The sequence below is a fragment of the Pseudoclavibacter sp. Marseille-Q434 genome (assembly GCF_050315415.1).
In the GTDB taxonomy this organism is placed as follows: Bacteria; Actinomycetota; Actinomycetes; order Actinomycetales; family Microbacteriaceae; genus Pseudoclavibacter.
This window is the reverse complement of record NZ_JBNPQH010000001.1, coordinates 1,389,634-1,406,564: the sequence shown is the minus strand read 5'-3', so window position 1 is coordinate 1,406,564 and position 16,931 is coordinate 1,389,634. Positions and strand designations below refer to the sequence as shown.

19 protein-coding genes and 1 pseudogene are annotated in these 16,931 nt (G+C 70.7%); 12 read left to right on the top strand and 8 right to left on the bottom strand.

The annotated features are described in order from the left end of the window. Nucleotides 1–112 precede the first annotated feature (112 nt). Together ACQFZP_RS06785 and ACQFZP_RS06780 are read left to right on the top strand one after the other, a co-directional pair. A pseudogene (locus tag ACQFZP_RS06785) lies at nt 113–2,191 on the top strand (glycoside hydrolase domain-containing protein); the annotation flags it as partial. A 196-nt stretch (nt 2,192–2,387) separates the two neighbouring features. Further along, a complete protein-coding gene (locus tag ACQFZP_RS06780) occupies nt 2,388–3,677 on the top strand; it encodes a glycosyltransferase (RefSeq protein ID WP_179557015.1) in 1,290 nt (429 codons plus the stop codon). A gap of 139 nt (nt 3,678–3,816) precedes the next feature. On the opposite strand, the gene ACQFZP_RS06775 is transcribed toward ACQFZP_RS06780, so the two are convergent. The 3 genes from ACQFZP_RS06775 to ACQFZP_RS06765 all read right to left on the bottom strand — a co-directional run bounded on the left by ACQFZP_RS06775 (nt 3,817) and on the right by ACQFZP_RS06765 (nt 5,334). Continuing rightward, on the bottom strand, nt 3,817–4,302 hold the full coding sequence (locus tag ACQFZP_RS06775; protein WP_104311576.1) for an SRPBCC family protein: 486 nt from the start codon (nt 4,300–4,302) through the stop codon (nt 3,817–3,819). Continuing rightward, nucleotides 4,299–4,667: an ArsR/SmtB family transcription factor gene (locus ACQFZP_RS06770; protein ID WP_211890711.1), complete on the bottom strand. Its 369-nt coding sequence runs from the start codon at nt 4,665–4,667 to the stop codon at nt 4,299–4,301. Before ACQFZP_RS06770 ends, ACQFZP_RS06775 begins: the two co-directional genes overlap by 4 nt. A 106-nt stretch (nt 4,668–4,773) precedes the next feature. Then, nucleotides 4,774–5,334 (bottom strand): TetR/AcrR family transcriptional regulator, encoded by a 561-nt coding sequence (locus ACQFZP_RS06765; protein WP_211890710.1) that lies wholly within the window; start codon nt 5,332–5,334, stop codon nt 4,774–4,776. Between the two features lie 55 nt (nt 5,335–5,389). Between ACQFZP_RS06765 and ACQFZP_RS06760 the strand changes: the two genes are divergently transcribed. From ACQFZP_RS06760 to moaA, 4 genes are read left to right on the top strand one after another with little or no spacing between them, the layout of a single operon-like run. Next, entirely contained in the window at nt 5,390–5,794 is a 405-nt protein-coding gene (locus tag ACQFZP_RS06760) for a DUF1304 domain-containing protein (protein ID WP_211890709.1), read from the top strand. A gap of 39 nt (nt 5,795–5,833) precedes the next feature. After that, entirely contained in the window at nt 5,834–6,376 is a 543-nt protein-coding gene (locus ACQFZP_RS06755; protein ID WP_211890708.1) for a MogA/MoaB family molybdenum cofactor biosynthesis protein, read from the top strand. Continuing rightward, nucleotides 6,373–6,795 (top strand): molybdenum cofactor biosynthesis protein MoaE, encoded by a 423-nt coding sequence (locus ACQFZP_RS06750; protein ID WP_104311581.1) that lies wholly within the window; start codon nt 6,373–6,375, stop codon nt 6,793–6,795. The genes ACQFZP_RS06755 and ACQFZP_RS06750 overlap by 4 nt, the downstream gene beginning before the upstream one ends. Beyond that, the gene (gene moaA / locus ACQFZP_RS06745; RefSeq protein WP_104311582.1) at nt 6,792–7,919 is read left to right on the top strand and encodes a GTP 3',8-cyclase MoaA; all 1,128 of its coding nucleotides are present in this window, start codon (nt 6,792–6,794) and stop codon (nt 7,917–7,919) included. Before ACQFZP_RS06750 ends, moaA begins: the two co-directional genes overlap by 4 nt. Before the next feature lie 50 nt (nt 7,920–7,969). On the opposite strand, the gene ACQFZP_RS06740 is transcribed toward moaA, so the two are convergent. The 5 genes from ACQFZP_RS06740 to ACQFZP_RS06720 are packed head-to-tail and all read right to left on the bottom strand — an operon-like array spanning nt 7,970 to nt 12,135. Then, on the bottom strand, nt 7,970–8,218 hold the full coding sequence (locus ACQFZP_RS06740) for a MoaD/ThiS family protein (RefSeq protein WP_104311583.1): 249 nt from the start codon (nt 8,216–8,218) through the stop codon (nt 7,970–7,972). Next, the gene (locus tag ACQFZP_RS06735) at nt 8,215–9,207 is read right to left on the bottom strand and encodes an NTP transferase domain-containing protein (protein WP_211890707.1); all 993 of its coding nucleotides are present in this window, start codon (nt 9,205–9,207) and stop codon (nt 8,215–8,217) included. The genes ACQFZP_RS06740 and ACQFZP_RS06735 overlap by 4 nt, the downstream gene beginning before the upstream one ends. Further along, nucleotides 9,189–9,662, bottom strand: a complete 474-nt coding sequence (moaC, locus tag ACQFZP_RS06730; RefSeq protein WP_104311585.1) for a cyclic pyranopterin monophosphate synthase MoaC — start codon at nt 9,660–9,662, stop codon at nt 9,189–9,191. Before moaC ends, ACQFZP_RS06735 begins: the two co-directional genes overlap by 19 nt. 2 nt (nt 9,663–9,664) lie before the next feature. Continuing rightward, a complete protein-coding gene (locus ACQFZP_RS06725) occupies nt 9,665–10,924 on the bottom strand; it encodes a molybdopterin molybdotransferase MoeA (protein WP_211890706.1) in 1,260 nt (419 codons plus the stop codon). Then, nucleotides 10,921–12,135, bottom strand: coding sequence for a ThiF family adenylyltransferase (locus ACQFZP_RS06720; protein WP_211890705.1), 1,215 nt, complete (start codon nt 12,133–12,135; stop codon nt 10,921–10,923). The genes ACQFZP_RS06725 and ACQFZP_RS06720 overlap by 4 nt, the downstream gene beginning before the upstream one ends. Before the next feature lie 96 nt (nt 12,136–12,231). Between ACQFZP_RS06720 and fdhD the strand changes: the two genes are divergently transcribed. From fdhD to ACQFZP_RS06690, 6 genes are all read left to right on the top strand, one after another. Beyond that, the gene (gene fdhD / locus ACQFZP_RS06715; protein WP_179557005.1) at nt 12,232–13,086 is read left to right on the top strand and encodes a formate dehydrogenase accessory sulfurtransferase FdhD; all 855 of its coding nucleotides are present in this window, start codon (nt 12,232–12,234) and stop codon (nt 13,084–13,086) included. Further along, entirely contained in the window at nt 13,083–13,565 is a 483-nt protein-coding gene (locus ACQFZP_RS06710) for a hypothetical protein (protein ID WP_104311589.1), read from the top strand. Before fdhD ends, ACQFZP_RS06710 begins: the two co-directional genes overlap by 4 nt. Before the next feature lie 99 nt (nt 13,566–13,664). Beyond that, a complete protein-coding gene (locus ACQFZP_RS06705) occupies nt 13,665–14,078 on the top strand; it encodes a TOBE domain-containing protein (RefSeq protein WP_211890704.1) in 414 nt (137 codons plus the stop codon). Further along, on the top strand, nt 14,071–14,907 hold the full coding sequence (gene modA, locus ACQFZP_RS06700; protein ID WP_307852772.1) for a molybdate ABC transporter substrate-binding protein: 837 nt from the start codon (nt 14,071–14,073) through the stop codon (nt 14,905–14,907). The genes ACQFZP_RS06705 and modA overlap by 8 nt, the downstream gene beginning before the upstream one ends. A 5-nt stretch (nt 14,908–14,912) precedes the next feature. After that, complete coding sequence (locus ACQFZP_RS06695; RefSeq protein ID WP_211890703.1) at nt 14,913–15,773, top strand: ABC transporter permease; 861 nt, start codon at nt 14,913–14,915, stop codon at nt 15,771–15,773. Beyond that, on the top strand, nt 15,770–16,924 hold the full coding sequence (locus tag ACQFZP_RS06690; protein WP_211890702.1) for an ABC transporter ATP-binding protein: 1,155 nt from the start codon (nt 15,770–15,772) through the stop codon (nt 16,922–16,924). Before ACQFZP_RS06695 ends, ACQFZP_RS06690 begins: the two co-directional genes overlap by 4 nt. Nucleotides 16,925–16,931 lie beyond the last annotated feature (7 nt).

The window sequence follows — 16,931 nt, the reverse complement described above, 5'->3', positions numbered from 1 at the left end:
CCAGTCTCGGATCCGTCAGGCGTCGCCTCGGCCAGGGCGTGCACAGTCTCCCGACGCGCGAACGTAACCTGGCGTCCACACGCCCGTAGCAGGGCCCCTTCAGGCTCACAGCATGACCACCCGAGTAGACCCGTTCATCGGCACAGAGCCCACCGCGCTGCCGCCGCAGACGGGCCTCGCCGCGACCTGGTGGTGGCCGAAGCCGCAGATCGGCAACACGCATCCCGGTGCCACCTATCCGCTCGGCATGGTGTCGGCCTGCGCCTACTCGGGCGCGTACCCGACGGGCTACGGCCGATACGACCTGAGCCTCGAGGGCGTGCCGGAGACGATCTACGACCGGTCTCTCGCCTCTGGCTTCACCCACTTCCAGCAGTCGGGCACGGGCGCGATCCGCAAGTACTACAACTACTTCCGCGTGACGCCGATGACCGAGCCGCTCGACGTGCTCGGCCGCACCTGGTCGCTCGGCGACGAGGACGCCTCGCCCGGCTACTACGCGGCGACGCTGGGCAACGGGATCCGCGCCGAGATCACCGTCGGCCCCAAGAGCGCGGTGCACCGGTACACGTTCCCCAAGCACGCGAGCGCGCGAGTCGTGATCGACTTCTCCCTGGGAGGCCTCGCCATTCCCTACGGAGCCACGGTGCCGCTGCGGGCCCACCTCGAGACGGTCAGGCCGGGCGTCGCGACGGGCGAGATCGTGGCCGAAGGCGCTCCGCTCGCCGTGCACATCGAGTGCGACACGCCTCAGTGGCGGCAGCTGCTCTGGCACGACCGTCGCCTCATGCCGGGCGGCACTCGCCTCGACTTCGACCACATCCGCCCCACCACGCTGCGCCCCTTCGGCCTCATGTGGGCGGGTCCCAGCGAGGAAGGCCAGGTCATCGAGGTGCGCATCGGCTTCTCGCTCCGCGGCGTCGAGCAGGCCGAGCAGAACCTCAGAGACGACTGCGGCGACGGGGAGGCCAGGTTCGCCGACCGGCTCGCCGAGACCGAGCGCGACTGGCAGAGCCTGCTCGACGAGATCGACGTCGACACTGGCTCCACCGAGCGCGAGACGGTCTTCTCGACCGCCCTCTACCACTCGTTCGTGAAACCATCGTTCGCGCTCAACGAGAGCCCCTTCTGGCCGAGCGACGGCGCCTTCGTCTTCGACCTCTCGACGATGTGGGACATCTACCGCACCCAGCTGCCCCTACTCACCGCGCTACGCCCCGACAAGGCCGTCGAACTCGCCAACGCGCTCCTCACCATCTGCGAGGAGGAAGGCAACTTCCCCATCGGCTACCGCATGGCCAAGGGCAGCGACCGCTTCTCAAGGCAGGGCAGCGCGCTCGCGCACACCTTCCTCGCCGACCTCTGCCAGCTCGGACTGCCTGGCATCGACTGGGACTGGGCGCTCGTGCACATGGCCGACGACCTGCGGCGCACCTACGGCGAGGAGTTCCTGCTGCGCGGCGTCGCCCATCCCATCACCCACACGCTCGACCTCGCGTTCGGCTACTGGTGCACGGCCCGCGTCGCCGCCCGCGTCGGCGACCTGCAGCTCGTGCAGCAGCTCGAGAAGCGCGCAGGGCAGTGGAAGGGGGCATTCGACCCCGAGACGGGCCTGCTCGTCGACTCGAACTTCTACGAGGGCTCCAAGCACAACTACTCGTTCCGCATCCTCCACGACATGGCGGGGCGGATGCAGCTGAGCGGCGGGCCGGAGGGCTTCGTGGCCCAGCTCGACGAGTTCTTCGGCTACGGCGCGCCGCACGTGAAGCAGCCGGGCCGCTCGCCTGGCATCGAGGAGCTCGCCGCCGGCTACGCACTCGGCCGCTTCGAGGGCCTCAACAACGAGCCGGACATGGAGGCCCCCTGGGCCTACCACTACGCGGGGCGACCGGACCGCACCGCCGAGATCGTGCACGCCGTCATCACCCAGCAGTATGCGACGGGACGGGGCGGCCTGCCCGGCAACGACGACTCCGGCGGCCTCAGCTCCTGGTACGTCTGGGCCTCGCTCGGGCTGTTCCCCGTCGCAGGCCAGGCGAGCTTCCTCGTCAACGCCCCAGCCTTCGCGGAGTCCTCGCTCGCGGTCTACGGCGAGCGCTTCCGCATCACCACAACAGGCTTCCGCGAGCCCACCCACGGCGGACCAGTGCAGTACGTGCAGAGCGCCCACCTCGACGGGCGCCCACTCGCTCGCAGCTGGCTCTCCCCGAGCGAGCTCATGGCCGCGCAGGAGCTGCACCTCGAGCTCGGACCCGAGCCGAGCGACTGGGGAACCCGTGAGCAGGACCTCCCCACCTCGTTCCCAGCCCCAGCATCCGCCCCCATCACCTCACCCCACCACCCACCGCCGACGGCCTGCCGTCGACACCAACCCCGGGAGGGCCCTCATGAACAAGATCCAGAACCGCCTCGTGATCGTCGTCCGCGCCGATCCGGTCATCTGCGGGCACTCCGTGGAAGCCCGCAACCTCGCGGAAGCCGCACGCTTGCGCGGCTTCGACGAAGTCCGCATCGTCACCTGGCCCATCGAGCGCCTCCAAGCGGCAGGGCTGCCGCTCAAGCCGCTCGAGACCGTCATGCCATACAGCGACGGCATCTTCGTCGACCGACCAGCACCCGTCGGCGACTACAAGGTGCCAGACGGCCGCTACCTCGCCGGCCTCATCGGGCGCCTCGTCGAGCTCTTCACCGACGGAGTCCCGACCGTGTGCATGTCGCTGTACCTCAGCCCGCACACGCTCGCCGTGGCCGAGGCGCTCACCGTCGCACGCTCGACGGGCCTCCCCGTCAACGTGACGACGATCGCCGAGGCGGTCGGATCCGACGTCACCAACGTCGTCAAGCACGCCGTCGAGGAGGGCCGCCTCGGGGCCGCCGCCCACATCCTCTCCGCCTACCTGTCGCAGGACGTCTGCGTCGCCGTCTCCGAGTACACGCGCGACCTCATCGTGGGGGAGGCGGCGAAGGTGGACGCGCAGCACGGCACCCGCTACGCGCCCCAGTGCGAAGACCGCATCGAGATCTCCTACCCGGCCATCGACTCGAGCGCCTACGTCGGCCTCGCGGACACCGACATCACCGCCGCCGTCGAGGCGCGCGGGCTGAAGCGCGACGGCTACGTCATGTTCCTGTCGCGCCTCACCGAGGCGAAGGGCGTCGAGGACCTCATCGCGGGCTTCGAGCAGTCCCGCGTCGCCGACGACCCCGACATCCAGCTCGTCATCGCCGGGCGCGGGCCGCAGGCCGAGGAGCTCAAGGCCATCGGGGCCGCGTCGCCGCTCGCCCACCGCATCCACTTCCTCGAAGACGTCGGCGACGCGGAGAAGCCCTTCCTCATGGCGGGCTGCGCCGCGTTCGTGCTGCCGACGAAGCCGCGCCCGGAGTTCATCGAGACCTTCGGGATCGCGCTCGCGGAGAAGATGCTCGCAGGTGGAGGCCCCGTCATCACGACCGTCACGGGAGGGGTGGGGGAGGCCGTCGGCGACCACGCCATCATCGTGCCCGTCAACAGTCCGTCGTCGATCGCAGAGGCGCTCAACACGGCCGTGCTCGAGACGAGCGCCGCCGAACGCCGACTGCTCGCCGTCCAGGCGAGGGACTACGCACTGCAGTTCGACCGGCTGGCCGTCTTCGACAAGCTCTTCGATCGGCTGCCCCGGGCGGCGCTCGCGGCCTGAGCACCGCGCTTGGCCTCCTCCTCGCCTGACCAGCTTGCGTGATGAAAGCCCCGGACCCGGCACGTGGTGCTGGATCTCGGGGCTTTCAGCACGCAAACCGGCCGGGCCTGGCGTCAGATGTGCGCGTCGGGAGGGCCGTTCACGCGGCGAGGAGCGCGTCGAGCTTCTCGTAGCCGTCCCGCACGCCGTGCTCCATGCCGCTCGCGACCAGGCCGTCGCGCATCTGGAAGGACTCGAGCAGGCTCGTGCTCGTGACCCTCGTGCGGCCGCCCTCGAGTGCCTCGAAGGTGATGGTCTCGAGCAGGACGCCGTCCGGGATCATCTCGAAGGTCTGCGTCTGCACGATGCGCTCGTTCTCGCGGATCTCGTGGAACGAGCCGAAGAACCTCGCGATCTCCTCGCCGCCCTGCAGGTTCACCCAGCGGTAGGCGCCTCCCGTGACGGCGTTCCAGTGGTCGATGTTGGTGGAGACGTCGTGCGGGCCCACCCATTTGGTGAAGAGGTCGGGGTCGATGAACGCGAAGAAGACGCGCTCGGGTGTGGCGTCGAACTCGCGGACGACGGTGATGTTCGGGAGGTCCTCGCCGACGGTGACGACGGTGTCCTTGGCTGAGGTGGTGCTCATGATGGTGTTCCTTTCTCGGGTGCTGCTGCTGTGGGTGGGGTCTGGTCGGTCTGGGATCCGAGGAGCGCGTCGAGTCGGCGGAATCTGGTCTCGGCGGTCGCCTGGTAGCGCTCTATCCATTTGGTCATCAGGCTGAGGACCTCGGCTTCGAGGTGGCGGGGAGCGCGGACCGCGTCGCTCGTGCGGGAGACCAGTCCGGAATCCTCGAGAACGCGGAGATGCTTCGAGATGGCCTGCACGGAGACGTCGTAGGGGGCGGCGAGCTCGCCGACCGTCGCGTCGCCATCGGCGAGCCTGGCGATGAGGTCTCGTCGAGTCGGGTCGGCGAGTGCGGCGAAGACGGGGGAGAGCGCGTCGTGGTCCATGGCTCCTCGGGGTGTTTTGTCAACCAGATGGTTGATGGCCCAAGTCTGCGACCGGGTTGCGCGCTTGTCAACCACTGAGTTGATGAACCTCCGAGGGGTCACTGGATCAGGCGCGGACGGCGGCGCGGGCGGCCTCGAGTGCATCCGTCGCCGCGCGGGTGTCGACGCGCGCGATGGTCAGCGCCCCGACGACCGCTGACGTCACCAGGGCGCCGGTCTCACGGGGGTGGCCAAGTGCGGCGGTGCCGCGGAGGATCGCCCGCTCGAGTGTCGCGCGATAGTCGGTGATGGTGTCGCGAACCGCGGGGTCTCGTGCAAGTGAGCTCGCGGCGGTGGCGAGGAGGAGGCAGCCGCGCACGTCGTCTCGTTGACCCTGTGCGGCGACGGCTGCCGAGAGTCTCGCGAGGTAGTCATCGAGGGCGGACGCGGAGACGGGCTCGGCCAGCAGCGGCGCGAGCAAGGGATGCACGACGTCGTCGAGGTAGCTCTGCACGGCGGCGTCGAAGAGTCCTCGCTTGCTGCCGAAGGTGTTGTAGATGCTCGACCGACTCAAGCCGGTTGCGGCCTCGATGTCGCTCATGGATGCAGAGTCGTAGCCTTGGCGCCAGAAGAGCGTGCGCGCCCCTCGAGTTGCGTCATCCTGCTCGAAGTTCTTCGTGCGTGCCATCTGGCCCCCGATACTGTAACGTTCGTTTCAGAATACACCGATCTAGGAGCATCTCGTGCTTGTCGCCGCCCTCGTCTTCGCCGCTCTCGCGGCCCTCGTGCACGTCTACATCTTCATCCTCGAATCCCTCCGATGGACGGCCGAATCGACTCGGAGAACGTTCGGCATCCCGTCGCTCGAGGTCGCCGAGACCACGAAGTCGCTGGCCTTCAACCAGGGCTTCTACAACCTGTTCCTCGCGACCATGGCCGGCCTGGGGGTCGTGCTCACGGTCGCAGGTCACCCAGCGATCGGGGCGACGCTGATCTTCGCCGGCGCCGGGTCCATGCTGCTCGCCGCCCTGGTGCTCGTCACGAGCGACCGCACGAAGCTGCGCGCGGGCAGCATCCAGGGGAGCTTCCCCCTCCTCGCCGTGGTGCTCCTCGGCATCGCCGCAGCGACCGGCGCGCTCGCGGCCTGAGCAGGGCTTCCCCGCGAGCCGAGCAGGTACGCTCGACCCATGCAGGAAGCGTCCCTCGAGCGGCAAGCATCGAACGAAGAGCAGCAGGCGACGATCGCCGTCATCACGGTCTCCGACCGCTCGGCTCGGGGCGAGCGCGAGGACCTCTCCGGTCCCGCGGCGGTCGACGCACTCGCGAGGCACGGCTACACCTCCGTCGCCCTCTCGGTCGTCCCGGACGGTGCGACCGTCGTGCGCGACGCCATCGCGCACGCAGCGGATGCTGGCGCGCAGCTCATCGTCACGCTCGGGGGCACCGGGCTCTCGCCGCGCGACGAGACGCCGGAGGCCACCTGGCCGCTGATCACACGTGAGCTTCCCGGCATCGCTGAAGCGCTCAGGGCCACAGCCCGCGACCGGGTGCCGACGGCGGTCCTCTCGCGGGGCCTCGCCGGCATCATCGACCGACCTGGCCGCGGAGCGCCGAGCCTCGTCGTGAACCTCGCGGGCTCACCTGGCGCGGCCCGCGACGGCGTGGCGCTGCTGGCGCCCCTCATCCCGCACATCCTCGACCAGCTGCGTGGCGGAGACCACCCTTCGTGACCGGCACCCCCCTCGCCCGCGTGACCACCGACGAGCTCCTGCTCGCCGAGCATCTCGCCGCCGTCGACGACCCCCGAGCGGGCGCCGTCGTCACCTTCGTCGGGCAGATCCGAGACCACGACCCGGAGGCCGCCGGCCGCGTCGTCTCGCTCGACTACACCGCGCACCCAGACGCCGAGCGCGTGCTCGAGGAGCTCGTCACGGCCCATGCTCAAGACGGCGTCCGAATCGCCGTGAGTCACCGGATCGGGCACCTGAAGGTCGGCGACATCGCACTCATCGCCTGCGTCTCGAGCGCCCACCGCGGCGAGGCCTACGACGTGAGCCGCGCCCTCGTCGAAGACGTGAAGTCCGAGGTGCCGATCTGGAAGCACCAGCACGAGGCTGACGGCGCCGCATCCTGGGTCGGCCTGCCATGAGCGCAGTGCCCGTCACGATCTCGCGCAGGCCACGGCTCGTGGAGCCGCAGCTCGCAGCTGCGCCCGGGGCCCCGCTTGTCGACACGCACGGGCGCGTGCACCGCGACCTCCGCATCTCGCTGACCGACAAGTGCTCCCTGCGCTGCACGTACTGCATGCCGGCGGAAGGCAACGAGTTCCTCGAGAAGGACAGCATCCTCACGACCGACCAGATCGTGCGCATCGCGCAGCTCGCCGCCGCATCCGGAATCACGACGTTTCGACTGACCGGCGGGGAGCCGCTCCTTCGACGCGACGCCGCCGACATCGTGCGGCGCATCTCCGCGATCGAGGGGCCGAACGGCCGCGTGCAAGTGGCGATGACCACCAACGGCATCCTCCTGCCGCGGATGCTGCCGCAGCTCATCGACGCGGGTCTCGACCGTCTCAACGTGTCCATCGACACCCTGCGACGCGACCGCTTCACGTCCCTCACCCGGCGCGACAAGCTCGACGAGGTGCTCGCCGGCATCCGCGCCGCGCAGGCGTCGTCGCTGCGCCCGCTCAAGCTCAACGCCGTCGCCATGCGCGGCGTGAACGATGACGAGATCGTGGAGCTCGTGGAGTTCGCCATGGAGCACGACGCGCAGATGCGCTTCATCGAGCAGATGCCGCTCGACGCCGGCCACACCTGGGATCGCATGCAGATGGTGACCCGGGAGGAGATCCTCGAGGCCCTCGGCGCGAGATTCGAGCTCGCCCCGGTCCCCGGACGCGGCGGTGCGCCGGCCGAACGGTGGACCATCGACGGCGGGCCGCACACGGTCGGTGTCATCGCCTCCGTCACGGCGCCGTTCTGCGGGAACTGCGACCGCCTGCGGCTCACGGCTGACGGGCAGCTCCGCAACTGCCTGTTCTCGACGAGCGAGTACGACCTCATGCCGATCCTCCGCGCGGACCCGAGCTTCGCGCTCGACGCCGACGATGCCGCGCGAGCACGCCACGCGGCGGGGAACTGGACCGACTCGGAACTGGCGGTCGACGCGATGCTGCGTTCGTGCATCCACAACAAGCTGCCCGGGCACGCCATCAACGACCCCAGCTTCCTGCAGCCTGCCCGCGGCATGAACGCGATCGGCGGCTAGCGGGCGACGCGCAGTCGGCCGTTCGCGCCGCGCCTGGCGGTCGGCAGCGATCAGCCGCCAGCGAAGGGCGGGAGCACGTCGACGGATGCTCCGGGCGCGATGGTCGCGCCGGCGTCGGAGGTTCGCACCCCGTCCACGAGGAAGGAGCAGCGCGCGAGGACTTCGGCGATGTGAGCGTCAGCCGACGGGTTGAGCGCCGTCAACAGCGCGCCGATCGAGTCGACCTCGACCGCGAACTCGCTGCCGCCCACGGCCTCGGCGGCGCCGGCGAAGACGCGCACTCGCGACGCCGCGCTCATGCCTGATGGTCCCAGGCGAGAGCCCGTTCGGTGACGAGCTCGGCGAGGCGCGCGAACACCTCGGGGGAGTCTGCGGCAGAGCTCTGCCGCCCCAGCGCGAGCCCGAGCGCGAACGTCGTGAGTGGCGCCGCGGGCCGAGCGACGTTGTGGGCGACGTCCCTGGCGACATCGAGCACGACGGCGACGTCGATGTCGTCGTCGAGCTCGAGCACGCGTTTGGCTTCGGCAAGCCACGCGTCGAGCGCCTCAGGGGGCAGATGCTTGGGCTTCTCGGTCATCGCTGACGGTTCCTTCCTCGTTGTCGGCTGGTCTGTCGGCAGGCCTGGGGAGGCGGAGGCGGCGGCCAGGGCGCGTGCCGCCTCAAGCTGCTCGGGGGTGTCGATGTCTGCGGTGGCGCCGGTCTCGTCGAGCACTCGCGCGAGCTCGAGGTGTTCGAGGACCCGGCGGAGAGGGAGGCCGTGCGCGCCCGATCCCGGAGAGTTCGCGAGCGCATGCTTCACCGCCTCGGCGCGGTAGAGCCCAGCGAGCCACTGCACGCGCCCATCCGAGTCGACGATCACAGCACCGTCCGGGCCGGAGGCGTTGTCCGCCGCGCACAGCCCGGCCGGCTGCGACTCGAGGCGCCCGACCAGCAGCGCGACGAGCTCTGCAGCGCGCGGGAGGTCGCAGGCGAGCAGCAGGACACGCGGCGACTCGACGCTCGGGAGGGCCGCCGCCAGCCCAGCCGCCGGCCCGCCGAACGGGTGCTCCTCGCGCACGACCACGGCAGGTGAAGCCACGGCAACCGGACCGACGACGATGATCCGTCTCGCCCCGGCATCCCTCGCGGCGACAACGGCGATGTCGACGAGGCGACGACCGCCGATCTCGAGCTCGCCCTTGCTCACGCCTCCCAGGCGCGAGCCGCGGCCACCGGCCAGGATGACGGCGTCGAACCCGACAGACGCCGTGGGCGCGCCGGGCGACTGCCCTACTGCTCGCGCTTCCACGGCCCGGACTTCCCGCCGGTCTTCGCGATGAGCTTGATGTCGCCGATGGTCACCGACTTGTCGATGCCCTTCACCATGTCGACCAGCGCGAGCGCCGCAACCGAGACGGCGGTGAAGGCCTCCATCTCGACGCCCGTGCGATCGGCCGTGCGCACGGTCGCCGTGATGAGCACGCCGTCGTCGCGCAGCTCGAGGTCGACCGCCGCGCCGTGCACGCCGATGATGTGGGCGAGCGGGAGGAGCTCGGCGCACTTCTTCGCGCCCTGGATGCCGGCGATGCGCGCCACCGCGAACGCGTCACCCTTCGGCACGGCGTCGTTCGTGAGCGCCTCCAGCACCTGCTCGCCGCAGAAGACCATGCCGGACGCCGTCGCGGCGCGCACGGTCGGCTGCTTCTCGGTGACGTCGACCATGCGTGCGTGGCCGGCTGCGTCGAGGTGCGTGAAGTTCGTCATGCTCAGAGTCTTGCACCGACGTCCGACATCAGCCGAACGACGTGCACCAGGTCACCCTCCTGCACGCGCTCGACGCTCGCATCGACGATGGCGTAGCCGTTCGCGTCGGCGAGGCTGCCCACGAGGTGCGAGCCGGACCCACGGGCGGCTGCCGGGGAGACCAGGACTCCCGCATCGGTGAGGCGGATGCGTGCGGGCAGGTACTGGCGGCGCCCCGGCGGGGTGCGCCATCCGGTCTCGGCTCGCGCGCTCAGCCGCGGATCCTCGACGAGGGATGCGCCTTGCAGCGCGCGCAGACACGGCCGCACGAACACGAGGAATGAGACCCAGGCGCTCACGGGGTTGCCGGGGAGGCCGAACACGAGGGGGCCGGGCTCGCCCGCTCCGACCCAGGGGTCACCGAGGCGGCCGAAGCCCTGCGGCTTGCCCGGCTGCATGGCGACCTTCTCGAAGCTCACCTGGCCGCCGGGAGAGAGGAGCTCCTTGACGGGGTCGTAGGCGCCCATGCTCACACCACCCGTGAGCACGATGACGTCGCACCGGCCGGCGAGCCGCCGAAGCGCCGTGTCGAGGTCGGCGATGTCGTCGGAGACCCTGACGACCTCGACGAGCTCCGCACCGTGCTCGATGGCGAGCGAGGAGATGAGCAGCGAGTTGGAATCAGGGATCTGGCCGCGGTCGAGCGGCTCGCCAGGGGCGACGAGCTCGCTGCCCGTGGCGATGACGGCGACTCGAGGGCGTCGAGCCACGGCGATGCTGCCGTAGCCGGCGGATGCCAGCGCGGAGAGCACCTCGGCTCCGGCGCGTGACCCGGCCGAGACGAGCGCATCACCCGGCTGGCGGTCCTCCCCAGCCGAGCGGATGTGCACGCCGGGGGCGGCGGGGGCGGTGACGCTCACTCGCCGCTCGCCTCCGTCCGTCGCCTCGACGGGCACGATCGCATCGGCGTCCGCCGGGACGGGTGCACCGGTCATGATGCGTGCGGCCTGCCCCGGCGAGAGGGCTGGGTCTGCCGACGCGCCGGCGGGCAGATCAGCGACGACCTCGAGGGCGACTGGGGTGTCCGCGCTCGCGGTGGCCACGTCGGCGGAGCGCACCGCGTAGCCGTCCATTGCGGAGTTCGTCCACGGCGGCAGCGCGTACCTCGAGGCGACGGTCTCGGCGATGACGCGCCCGTGGGCTGCCGCGAGCGCAACGGTCTCGCTCGACAGGGGCCGTGTCTCCGCGAGCACGCGAGCCAGCTGGGTCTCGACCTCGATCATGCGAGCGTCCCGGCCTGAGCTGCGTCGGCGTCCGGCAGTCCGGTTGGGGCCCGGAGCAGGCTGAGGGCCGACGGCTGGACGACGCGCACCTCGTAGCCGTGCGGGGCGAGCAGCAGCGCGGCACGTCGTGCCCGCGTCGCCGAGACGCAATAGAGGTTGAGCGGTGTGGGGACCTCGGCCTCATCTTCACGCAGAAGGTGGCGCAGGCGAGCGGTCAGAGCCTCTGGCTCTCGCTCGAGGTGGATCAGCTCGCTGAGCGGGAGGGAATGGGCACCGGGGATCGCGTCGACCGCGTACTCGTCCGGCTCTCGCACGTCGACGAAGTGGCCGCGCGCGTCCCGGGTCGGGTCGAAATCGAGCGGGCTCGGCTGTCCTGGTGGGGACGCCGCCGGCTGATCCCGGGCAGCGGTCCGCGCCGAGGGCTGTGCGGGGAGCTGCTGGGGGACCACGCGCAGCGGCAGCTCGGAGACGCGCATCGTGAGCGCCTCGACCACGACGAGCCTGCCGAGCAGCACCTCGCCGATGCCTGTGACGAGCTTGATCGCCTCGACCGCCATCATCGAGCCGACGATGCCGCAGAGCGCGCCGAGCACGCCGGCCTCGGCGCAGGACGGCACGGACCCGGCGGGCGGCGGCTCCGGGAAGACGTCCCGCAGCGTGACGCCGACGGCTGGGGCAGGCGGCGCCGACCAGAACACGCTGAGCTGCGCGTCGAAGCGAAGCACGGACCCCCACACGAGGGGGAGGCCGAGGTGCTCGCAGGCATCGGCGACGGCGTAGCGGGTCGCGAAGTTGTCCGCCCCGTCGAGCACCAGGTCGTAGCCGCCGAGGATGCGCGTCGCGTTGGACTCGTCGAGCCGCTCGTCATGTTCGATGACGGTGACGTCCGGCGCGAGCTCGCGGAGGCTGCGGGCCGCGCTCGCGGTCTTGCGAGCGCCGACGTCGCCGATGCCGTGGATGACCTGCCGGTGCAGGTTGCTCGGCTCGACCGCATCCGCGTCGATGATGCCGATCGTGCCGACCCCGGCGGCCGCCAGGTACTGCAGGGCGGGGGCTCCGAGGCCGCCGGCGCCGAGCACGGCGACCCTGCTCGCCGCGAGGCGACGCTGGCCGATCTCGCCGAGCTCCGGCAGGCGGCGCTGGCGTGCCGTGCGGGCGAGCTCGTCACCACCGAGTTCAGGGGAGGGGTCGACAAGCGGGGCGAGACGCATGGCGTCACCCTACCGCCGCATCCCGAGCCGCCCGGGACCGGCGTCGTTCCGGTGCAGGTCCGCGTGCGGATGCGCGGGGGCGGCTAGCATGGGCGCGTGGGTCGGATCACGGTGCGGCGAAGCGTCACGCGGCTGAGTCTCGGGAAGCCCCCGAGCCGGAAGGCCGACTTCCTCGCGGCCGAAGAGCCCCTCGAGATCCGCGTCGGAGGCCAGCAGCTCGCGATCACCATGCGCACGCCTGGCAACGACTTCGAGCTCGCGGCGGGTTTCCTCGTCTCGGAGGGGGTCATCGCCCGAGGCGATCAGTTCCGGTCGGCGATGTACTGCGCGGGCGCCGATGGCACTGCCGACGGGCTCAACACCTACAACGTGCTCGACGTGCTCCTGTCGGCGGACACCCCGCAGCCTGACCCCGACCTCGCGCGCAACTTCTACACGACCAGCTCGTGTGGGCTCTGCGGCAAGGCGAGCATCGACGCCGTCGAGCTGACCTCCAGCTACGAGGTGGCGAGCGACCCGGTGACGCTTGATGCGGGGCTGCTCGTGACGTTCCCCGACAAGCTCCGCGAGCAGCAGGCGGTGTTCGAGAAGACGGGCGGCCTGCACGCCGCCGCGCTCTTCGACGCCGCCACCGGCAGGCTGCTCGTGCTGCGCGAGGACGTCGGCCGCCACAACGCCGTCGACAAGGTCGTCGGCTGGGCCGTGCAGAACGACCGGCTGCCCCTCACTGGAACGGTGCTGCAGGTCTCAGGGCGATCGAGCTTCGAGCTCGTGCAGAAGGCCAAGATGGCGGGCATCCCCATCCTCGCCGCCGTCTCCGCGCCGTCATCGCTCGCCGCCGAGCTCGCCGAAGCCAGCGGCATGACGCTGATCGGCTTCCTCCGCGGGGAGTCGATGGTCATCTACTCGCGCCCCGACCGCATCCTGCCCACGGAAGAGGTCAAGGCATGAGCGTCGACGCCTGGGAGAGCTTCTTCGTCGCCACGGTCGGCGCTGGCGCAGCTCTGGCCGGCCTCATCATCGTGGCGATGTCGGTGAACGTCGCGATGATCATCAAGATCAAGAGCATGCCGTCGAGGGCAGGCGCGACCATCGCGTCCCTGCTGCTCATCGTCATCGTCGGAGCGGCCGGCCTCATCCCCGGCATCAGCAACATGGCGTTCGGCGGTGTGACACTCGCCGTCACGCTGGTCGTGGCGGCGCTGTACTGGCGCACGAGCGTCATCGGCTTCAGGAATCCGAACGGGCACCTGCGCGAGCACATCCTCCGTGTGGCGTTCACCGTCCTGCAGCTCCTGCCGATGCTCATCGGCGGAGTCCTCGCGTTCGGAACGTGGGAGGCGCTCTCCTGGGTGGCCGCTGGGTTCCTCCTCACCTTCGCCGGGGCGACCCTCAACGCGTGGGTGCTGCTCGTCGAGATCCTCCGGTAGCGCCGCGAGCTCGCGCTCAGCCGACGATCCTGAGCGCACCTGCGGGTCGAAAGCGGACTCGACGGACGCATCTGCGGTTCACCGTGAGAAGATGCCCCCATGCCAGAACAGCGATACCGCGTCAGCGAGGCAGCCTCGCTCCTCGGAGTCAGCGATGACACCCTGCGACGCTGGGGCGCGAGCGGCCGCCTCGACCTCGAGGGCGAGGCTGGCGCGAAGACGGTCTCCGGCGTGCAGCTCGCCTCCCTCGCGAAGGAGCTCGCGGAGAGCGACGCGCGCGGTGACCTCGTCGAGCTGCCACCCGCATCCGCTCGCAACCGGATGCGCGGCATCGTCACGAAGCTGACGCTCGACACCGTCATGGCCCAGGTCGACGTCCAGGCGGGGCCGTTCAGAATCGTCTCACTGGTCTCGCGCGAGGCCGTCGACGAGCTCGGCCTCGAGGTCGGAAGCCTTGTCGTGGCGAGCGTGAAGGCCACCAACGTGGGAATCGAAGGAGTGCACAGTGCGTAAGACGCGGAGACTCGGGATGGTGCGCGCGCTCGCCGCCTCCGCTGGCGTGCTTCTGCTGGCTGCCCTGGCGGGCTGCGCGCCCGCAGGTGGTCCGGCGACACCTTCCGGCAGCGCCGACCCCATGCCATCGCCCACCGAGACAGGCCCGACCGGTACCGTCACCGTCTACGCGGCCGCCTCGCTCACCGAGACGTTCACGCAGCTGGCGGAGGAGTTCGAGGCCGACCACCCCGGCGTCACGGTGACGCTCAACTTCGGTGGCAGCTCGACGCTGGCCGAGCAGATCGTGACGGGCGGGGCGCCCGTCGACGTCTTCGCATCCGCGAACGACACGACGATGAGGACGGTCGTGGATGCGGGGCTTGTCGAGTGGACACCGGCGACGTTCACCCGCAACGCGCTGGTCATCGTGACCCCGGAAGGAAACCCGGCTGGCATCACGGGGCTGAAGGATTTCGCCGATCCCAAGCTCAAGATCGCGCTCTGCGACGAAGAGGTGCCATGCGGCGCGGCCGCGGCGAAGATCTTCGAGCAGACCGACATCGTGCCGAAGCCGGACACCCTCGAGAGCGACGTCAAGGCAGTGCTCACGAAGGTGAGTCTCGGGGAGGTCGACGCCGGCCTCGTCTACGCGACCGACGCGAAGTCGGCGGCTCTCGAGGTCGACCCGATCGAGTTCCCTGAAGCGCTCGACGCTGTCAACAACTACGGCATCGTCCCGCTCAAGGCGGCGCCGAACCCTGAGGCGGCGGCCGCGTTCACCGAGTTCATCCTGACGGCCCGCGGCGTCGAGGTCTTCGAGGAAGCCGGCTTCCTCAGCCTGACATGACCGGGATGAGCCGCCGCCCGCCTGCGGCGCTGACGCCCTTCGCGCTCGTGGCTCTGGCGCTGCTCGCGCTGCCCATCCTGGCCCTCGTCCTCCGCGTGCCGTGGGCTGAGTTCCCGGAGATCGTCGCTCAGCCGGTCGTCGGCCAGGCCCTGTGGCTCTCGCTCTCCTGCGCCGTCGTGGCGACGGCCGTCTGCCTGGTCATCGGGGTGCCGCTCGCGTGGTGGCTCGTCTCGCTCGCGGAGCTGCCAGGTCAGCGCCTCTATCGCGTGGTCCGGGTACTGGTGCTTGTGCCGCTTGTGCTCCCGCCGGTCGTCGGTGGCCTCGCACTGCTGCTCCTCTTCGGCCGCTCCGGCCTGCTCGGCGCCCCGATCGCCCAGCTCACCGGGTTCAGCCTTCCGTTCACGAGCGCCGCGGTTGTCGTCGCCCAGACGTTCGTGGCCTTGCCGTTCCTCGTCATCGCTGTCGAGGGGGCGCTGCTCGGGGCGGACCGCCGGGTCGAGGACGCGGCGGCGACGCTCGGCGCGACCCGCTGGTTCACCTTCTCGCGGGTCACGCTGCCGATGGTCGGGCCTGCGATCGGGGCCGGTGCGGTGCTCGCCTTCGCCCGCGCCCTCGGCGAGTTCGGCGCGACCATCACCCTCGCGGGCAGCCTCCCCGGGGTCACTCGGACGATGCCGATCTCCACCTACCTCGCCATGCAGTCGGATCCGGATGCGGCGATCGCCCTCGCGCTCCTGCTGCTGCTCGTCTCGGTCGTCGTGCTCTTCGCGTTGCGGGGTCGCTGGGTGTCCGGCGTCGCAGGGACTCCAGCGGTGCTCGGCGCCTCGGGGTCGGTGCGCGCGAGGGGTTCGGGGCGGCGCGGATGAGCGCGGGGCTCATCCGCGCGAGCGTCGCCGTCGGCGGCTTCCACGCGAGCTACGAGCTCGAGGTGCGGCCGGGCGAGGTGCTCGCCGTGCTCGGCCCGAACGGGGCAGGCAAGTCGACGCTCCTGCGCGCGATCGCCGGCCTCGCGGCACTCGAACGGGGAACATTGGAGCTTGGGGGCCGTCTCGCGGAGGAGGCGCCGGGAGGCGTCCGGCTCGGCGCGAGGGAGCGACAGCTCGGCGTCGTCTTCCAGGATTACGTCCTCTTCGGCCACCTCAGCGCGCTCGACAACGTCGCCTTCGGGCTGCGCGCTCGGGGAATCGGCCGCGGGGAGGCGCGCCGAGTCGCCGCCGAATGGCTGGAGCGCCTCGGCATCCACGACCTCGCGTCCCGTCGCCCTGCCCAGCTCTCGGGAGGGCAGGCGCAGAAGGTTGCGCTCGCCCGGGCGCTGGCGACCTCGCCTCGTGTCCTGCTGCTCGACGAGCCCCTCTCCGCCCTCGACGTGGAGTCTCGTTCGGAAGTTCGTGCCGAGCTGCGCCGCGTGCTCGCGGATTTCGAGGGTGCGGCCCTCGTCGTCACGCACGACCCGGCGGATGCTGCTGCGCTGGCCGACAGGATCGCGATCGTCGAAGGAGGCGCGATCACGCAGCTCAGCACACCGGAAGCCATCGCCGCGGGGCCGGCGACCGCATACGTCGCGGCGCTTGTCGGGCGAACAGGGTTCGAGGTGGAGTTGCGGGAGCCGGGGTTCGCGACGCACAGCGATCTCGGTGAGATCCGTGGCCACCTCGTCGGCCAGGCGGGCGCGCCAGGGGAGTCTGACGGGCGGGCCGGACCGGGCGAGCCGCTGTTCGCGAGCATCCGCACTGACCGTCTTGAGCTCGTCCTCCCCGGTGCGGACGATGCTCTGGGGCCTGTCGCCCAGGCCCGGCCGCTCGCCCCGAACACCTGGCACGCTGAAGTCCTGCGCCTCGAGCGCGACCTCGGCTCCGTGACGGCTACACTCCTTCTTGGCGAAGAGCAGACGACGCCCCGCCTCACGGCGCGGCTTCCGCTCGACACCGGCTCGCGCATTCCAGGGGGACTGCGAGAACGCCAGTCGGTGATCGTCCACCTTCCACCCGCTCACGTCGCCTTCGCCGCGACCCGCTGAGCGACGC

Coding starts and splice junctions, on each gene's coding strand:
- ACQFZP_RS06695 (WP_211890703.1), top strand. CDS start 14,913: ATGAGCCGCCGCCCGCCTGCGGCGCTGACGCCCTTCGCGCTCGTGGCT.
- ACQFZP_RS06755 (WP_211890708.1), top strand. CDS start 5,834: ATGCAGGAAGCGTCCCTCGAGCGGCAAGCATCGAACGAAGAGCAGCAG.
- ACQFZP_RS06690 (WP_211890702.1), top strand. CDS start 15,770: ATGAGCGCGGGGCTCATCCGCGCGAGCGTCGCCGTCGGCGGCTTCCAC.
- ACQFZP_RS06725 (WP_211890706.1), bottom strand. CDS start 10,924: ATGATCGAGGTCGAGACCCAGCTGGCTCGCGTGCTCGCGGAGACACGG.
- ACQFZP_RS06720 (WP_211890705.1), bottom strand. CDS start 12,135: ATGCGTCTCGCCCCGCTTGTCGACCCCTCCCCTGAACTCGGTGGTGAC.
- ACQFZP_RS06780 (WP_179557015.1), top strand. CDS start 2,388: ATGAACAAGATCCAGAACCGCCTCGTGATCGTCGTCCGCGCCGATCCG.
- ACQFZP_RS06705 (WP_211890704.1), top strand. CDS start 13,665: ATGCCAGAACAGCGATACCGCGTCAGCGAGGCAGCCTCGCTCCTCGGA.
- ACQFZP_RS06740 (WP_104311583.1), bottom strand. CDS start 8,218: ATGAGCGCGGCGTCGCGAGTGCGCGTCTTCGCCGGCGCCGCCGAGGCC.
- ACQFZP_RS06710 (WP_104311589.1), top strand. CDS start 13,083: ATGAGCGTCGACGCCTGGGAGAGCTTCTTCGTCGCCACGGTCGGCGCT.
- ACQFZP_RS06770 (WP_211890711.1), bottom strand. CDS start 4,667: ATGGACCACGACGCGCTCTCCCCCGTCTTCGCCGCACTCGCCGACCCG.
- moaC (WP_104311585.1), bottom strand. CDS start 9,662: ATGACGAACTTCACGCACCTCGACGCAGCCGGCCACGCACGCATGGTC.
- ACQFZP_RS06765 (WP_211890710.1), bottom strand. CDS start 5,334: ATGGCACGCACGAAGAACTTCGAGCAGGATGACGCAACTCGAGGGGCG.
- ACQFZP_RS06775 (WP_104311576.1), bottom strand. CDS start 4,302: ATGAGCACCACCTCAGCCAAGGACACCGTCGTCACCGTCGGCGAGGAC.
- moaA (WP_104311582.1), top strand. CDS start 6,792: ATGAGCGCAGTGCCCGTCACGATCTCGCGCAGGCCACGGCTCGTGGAG.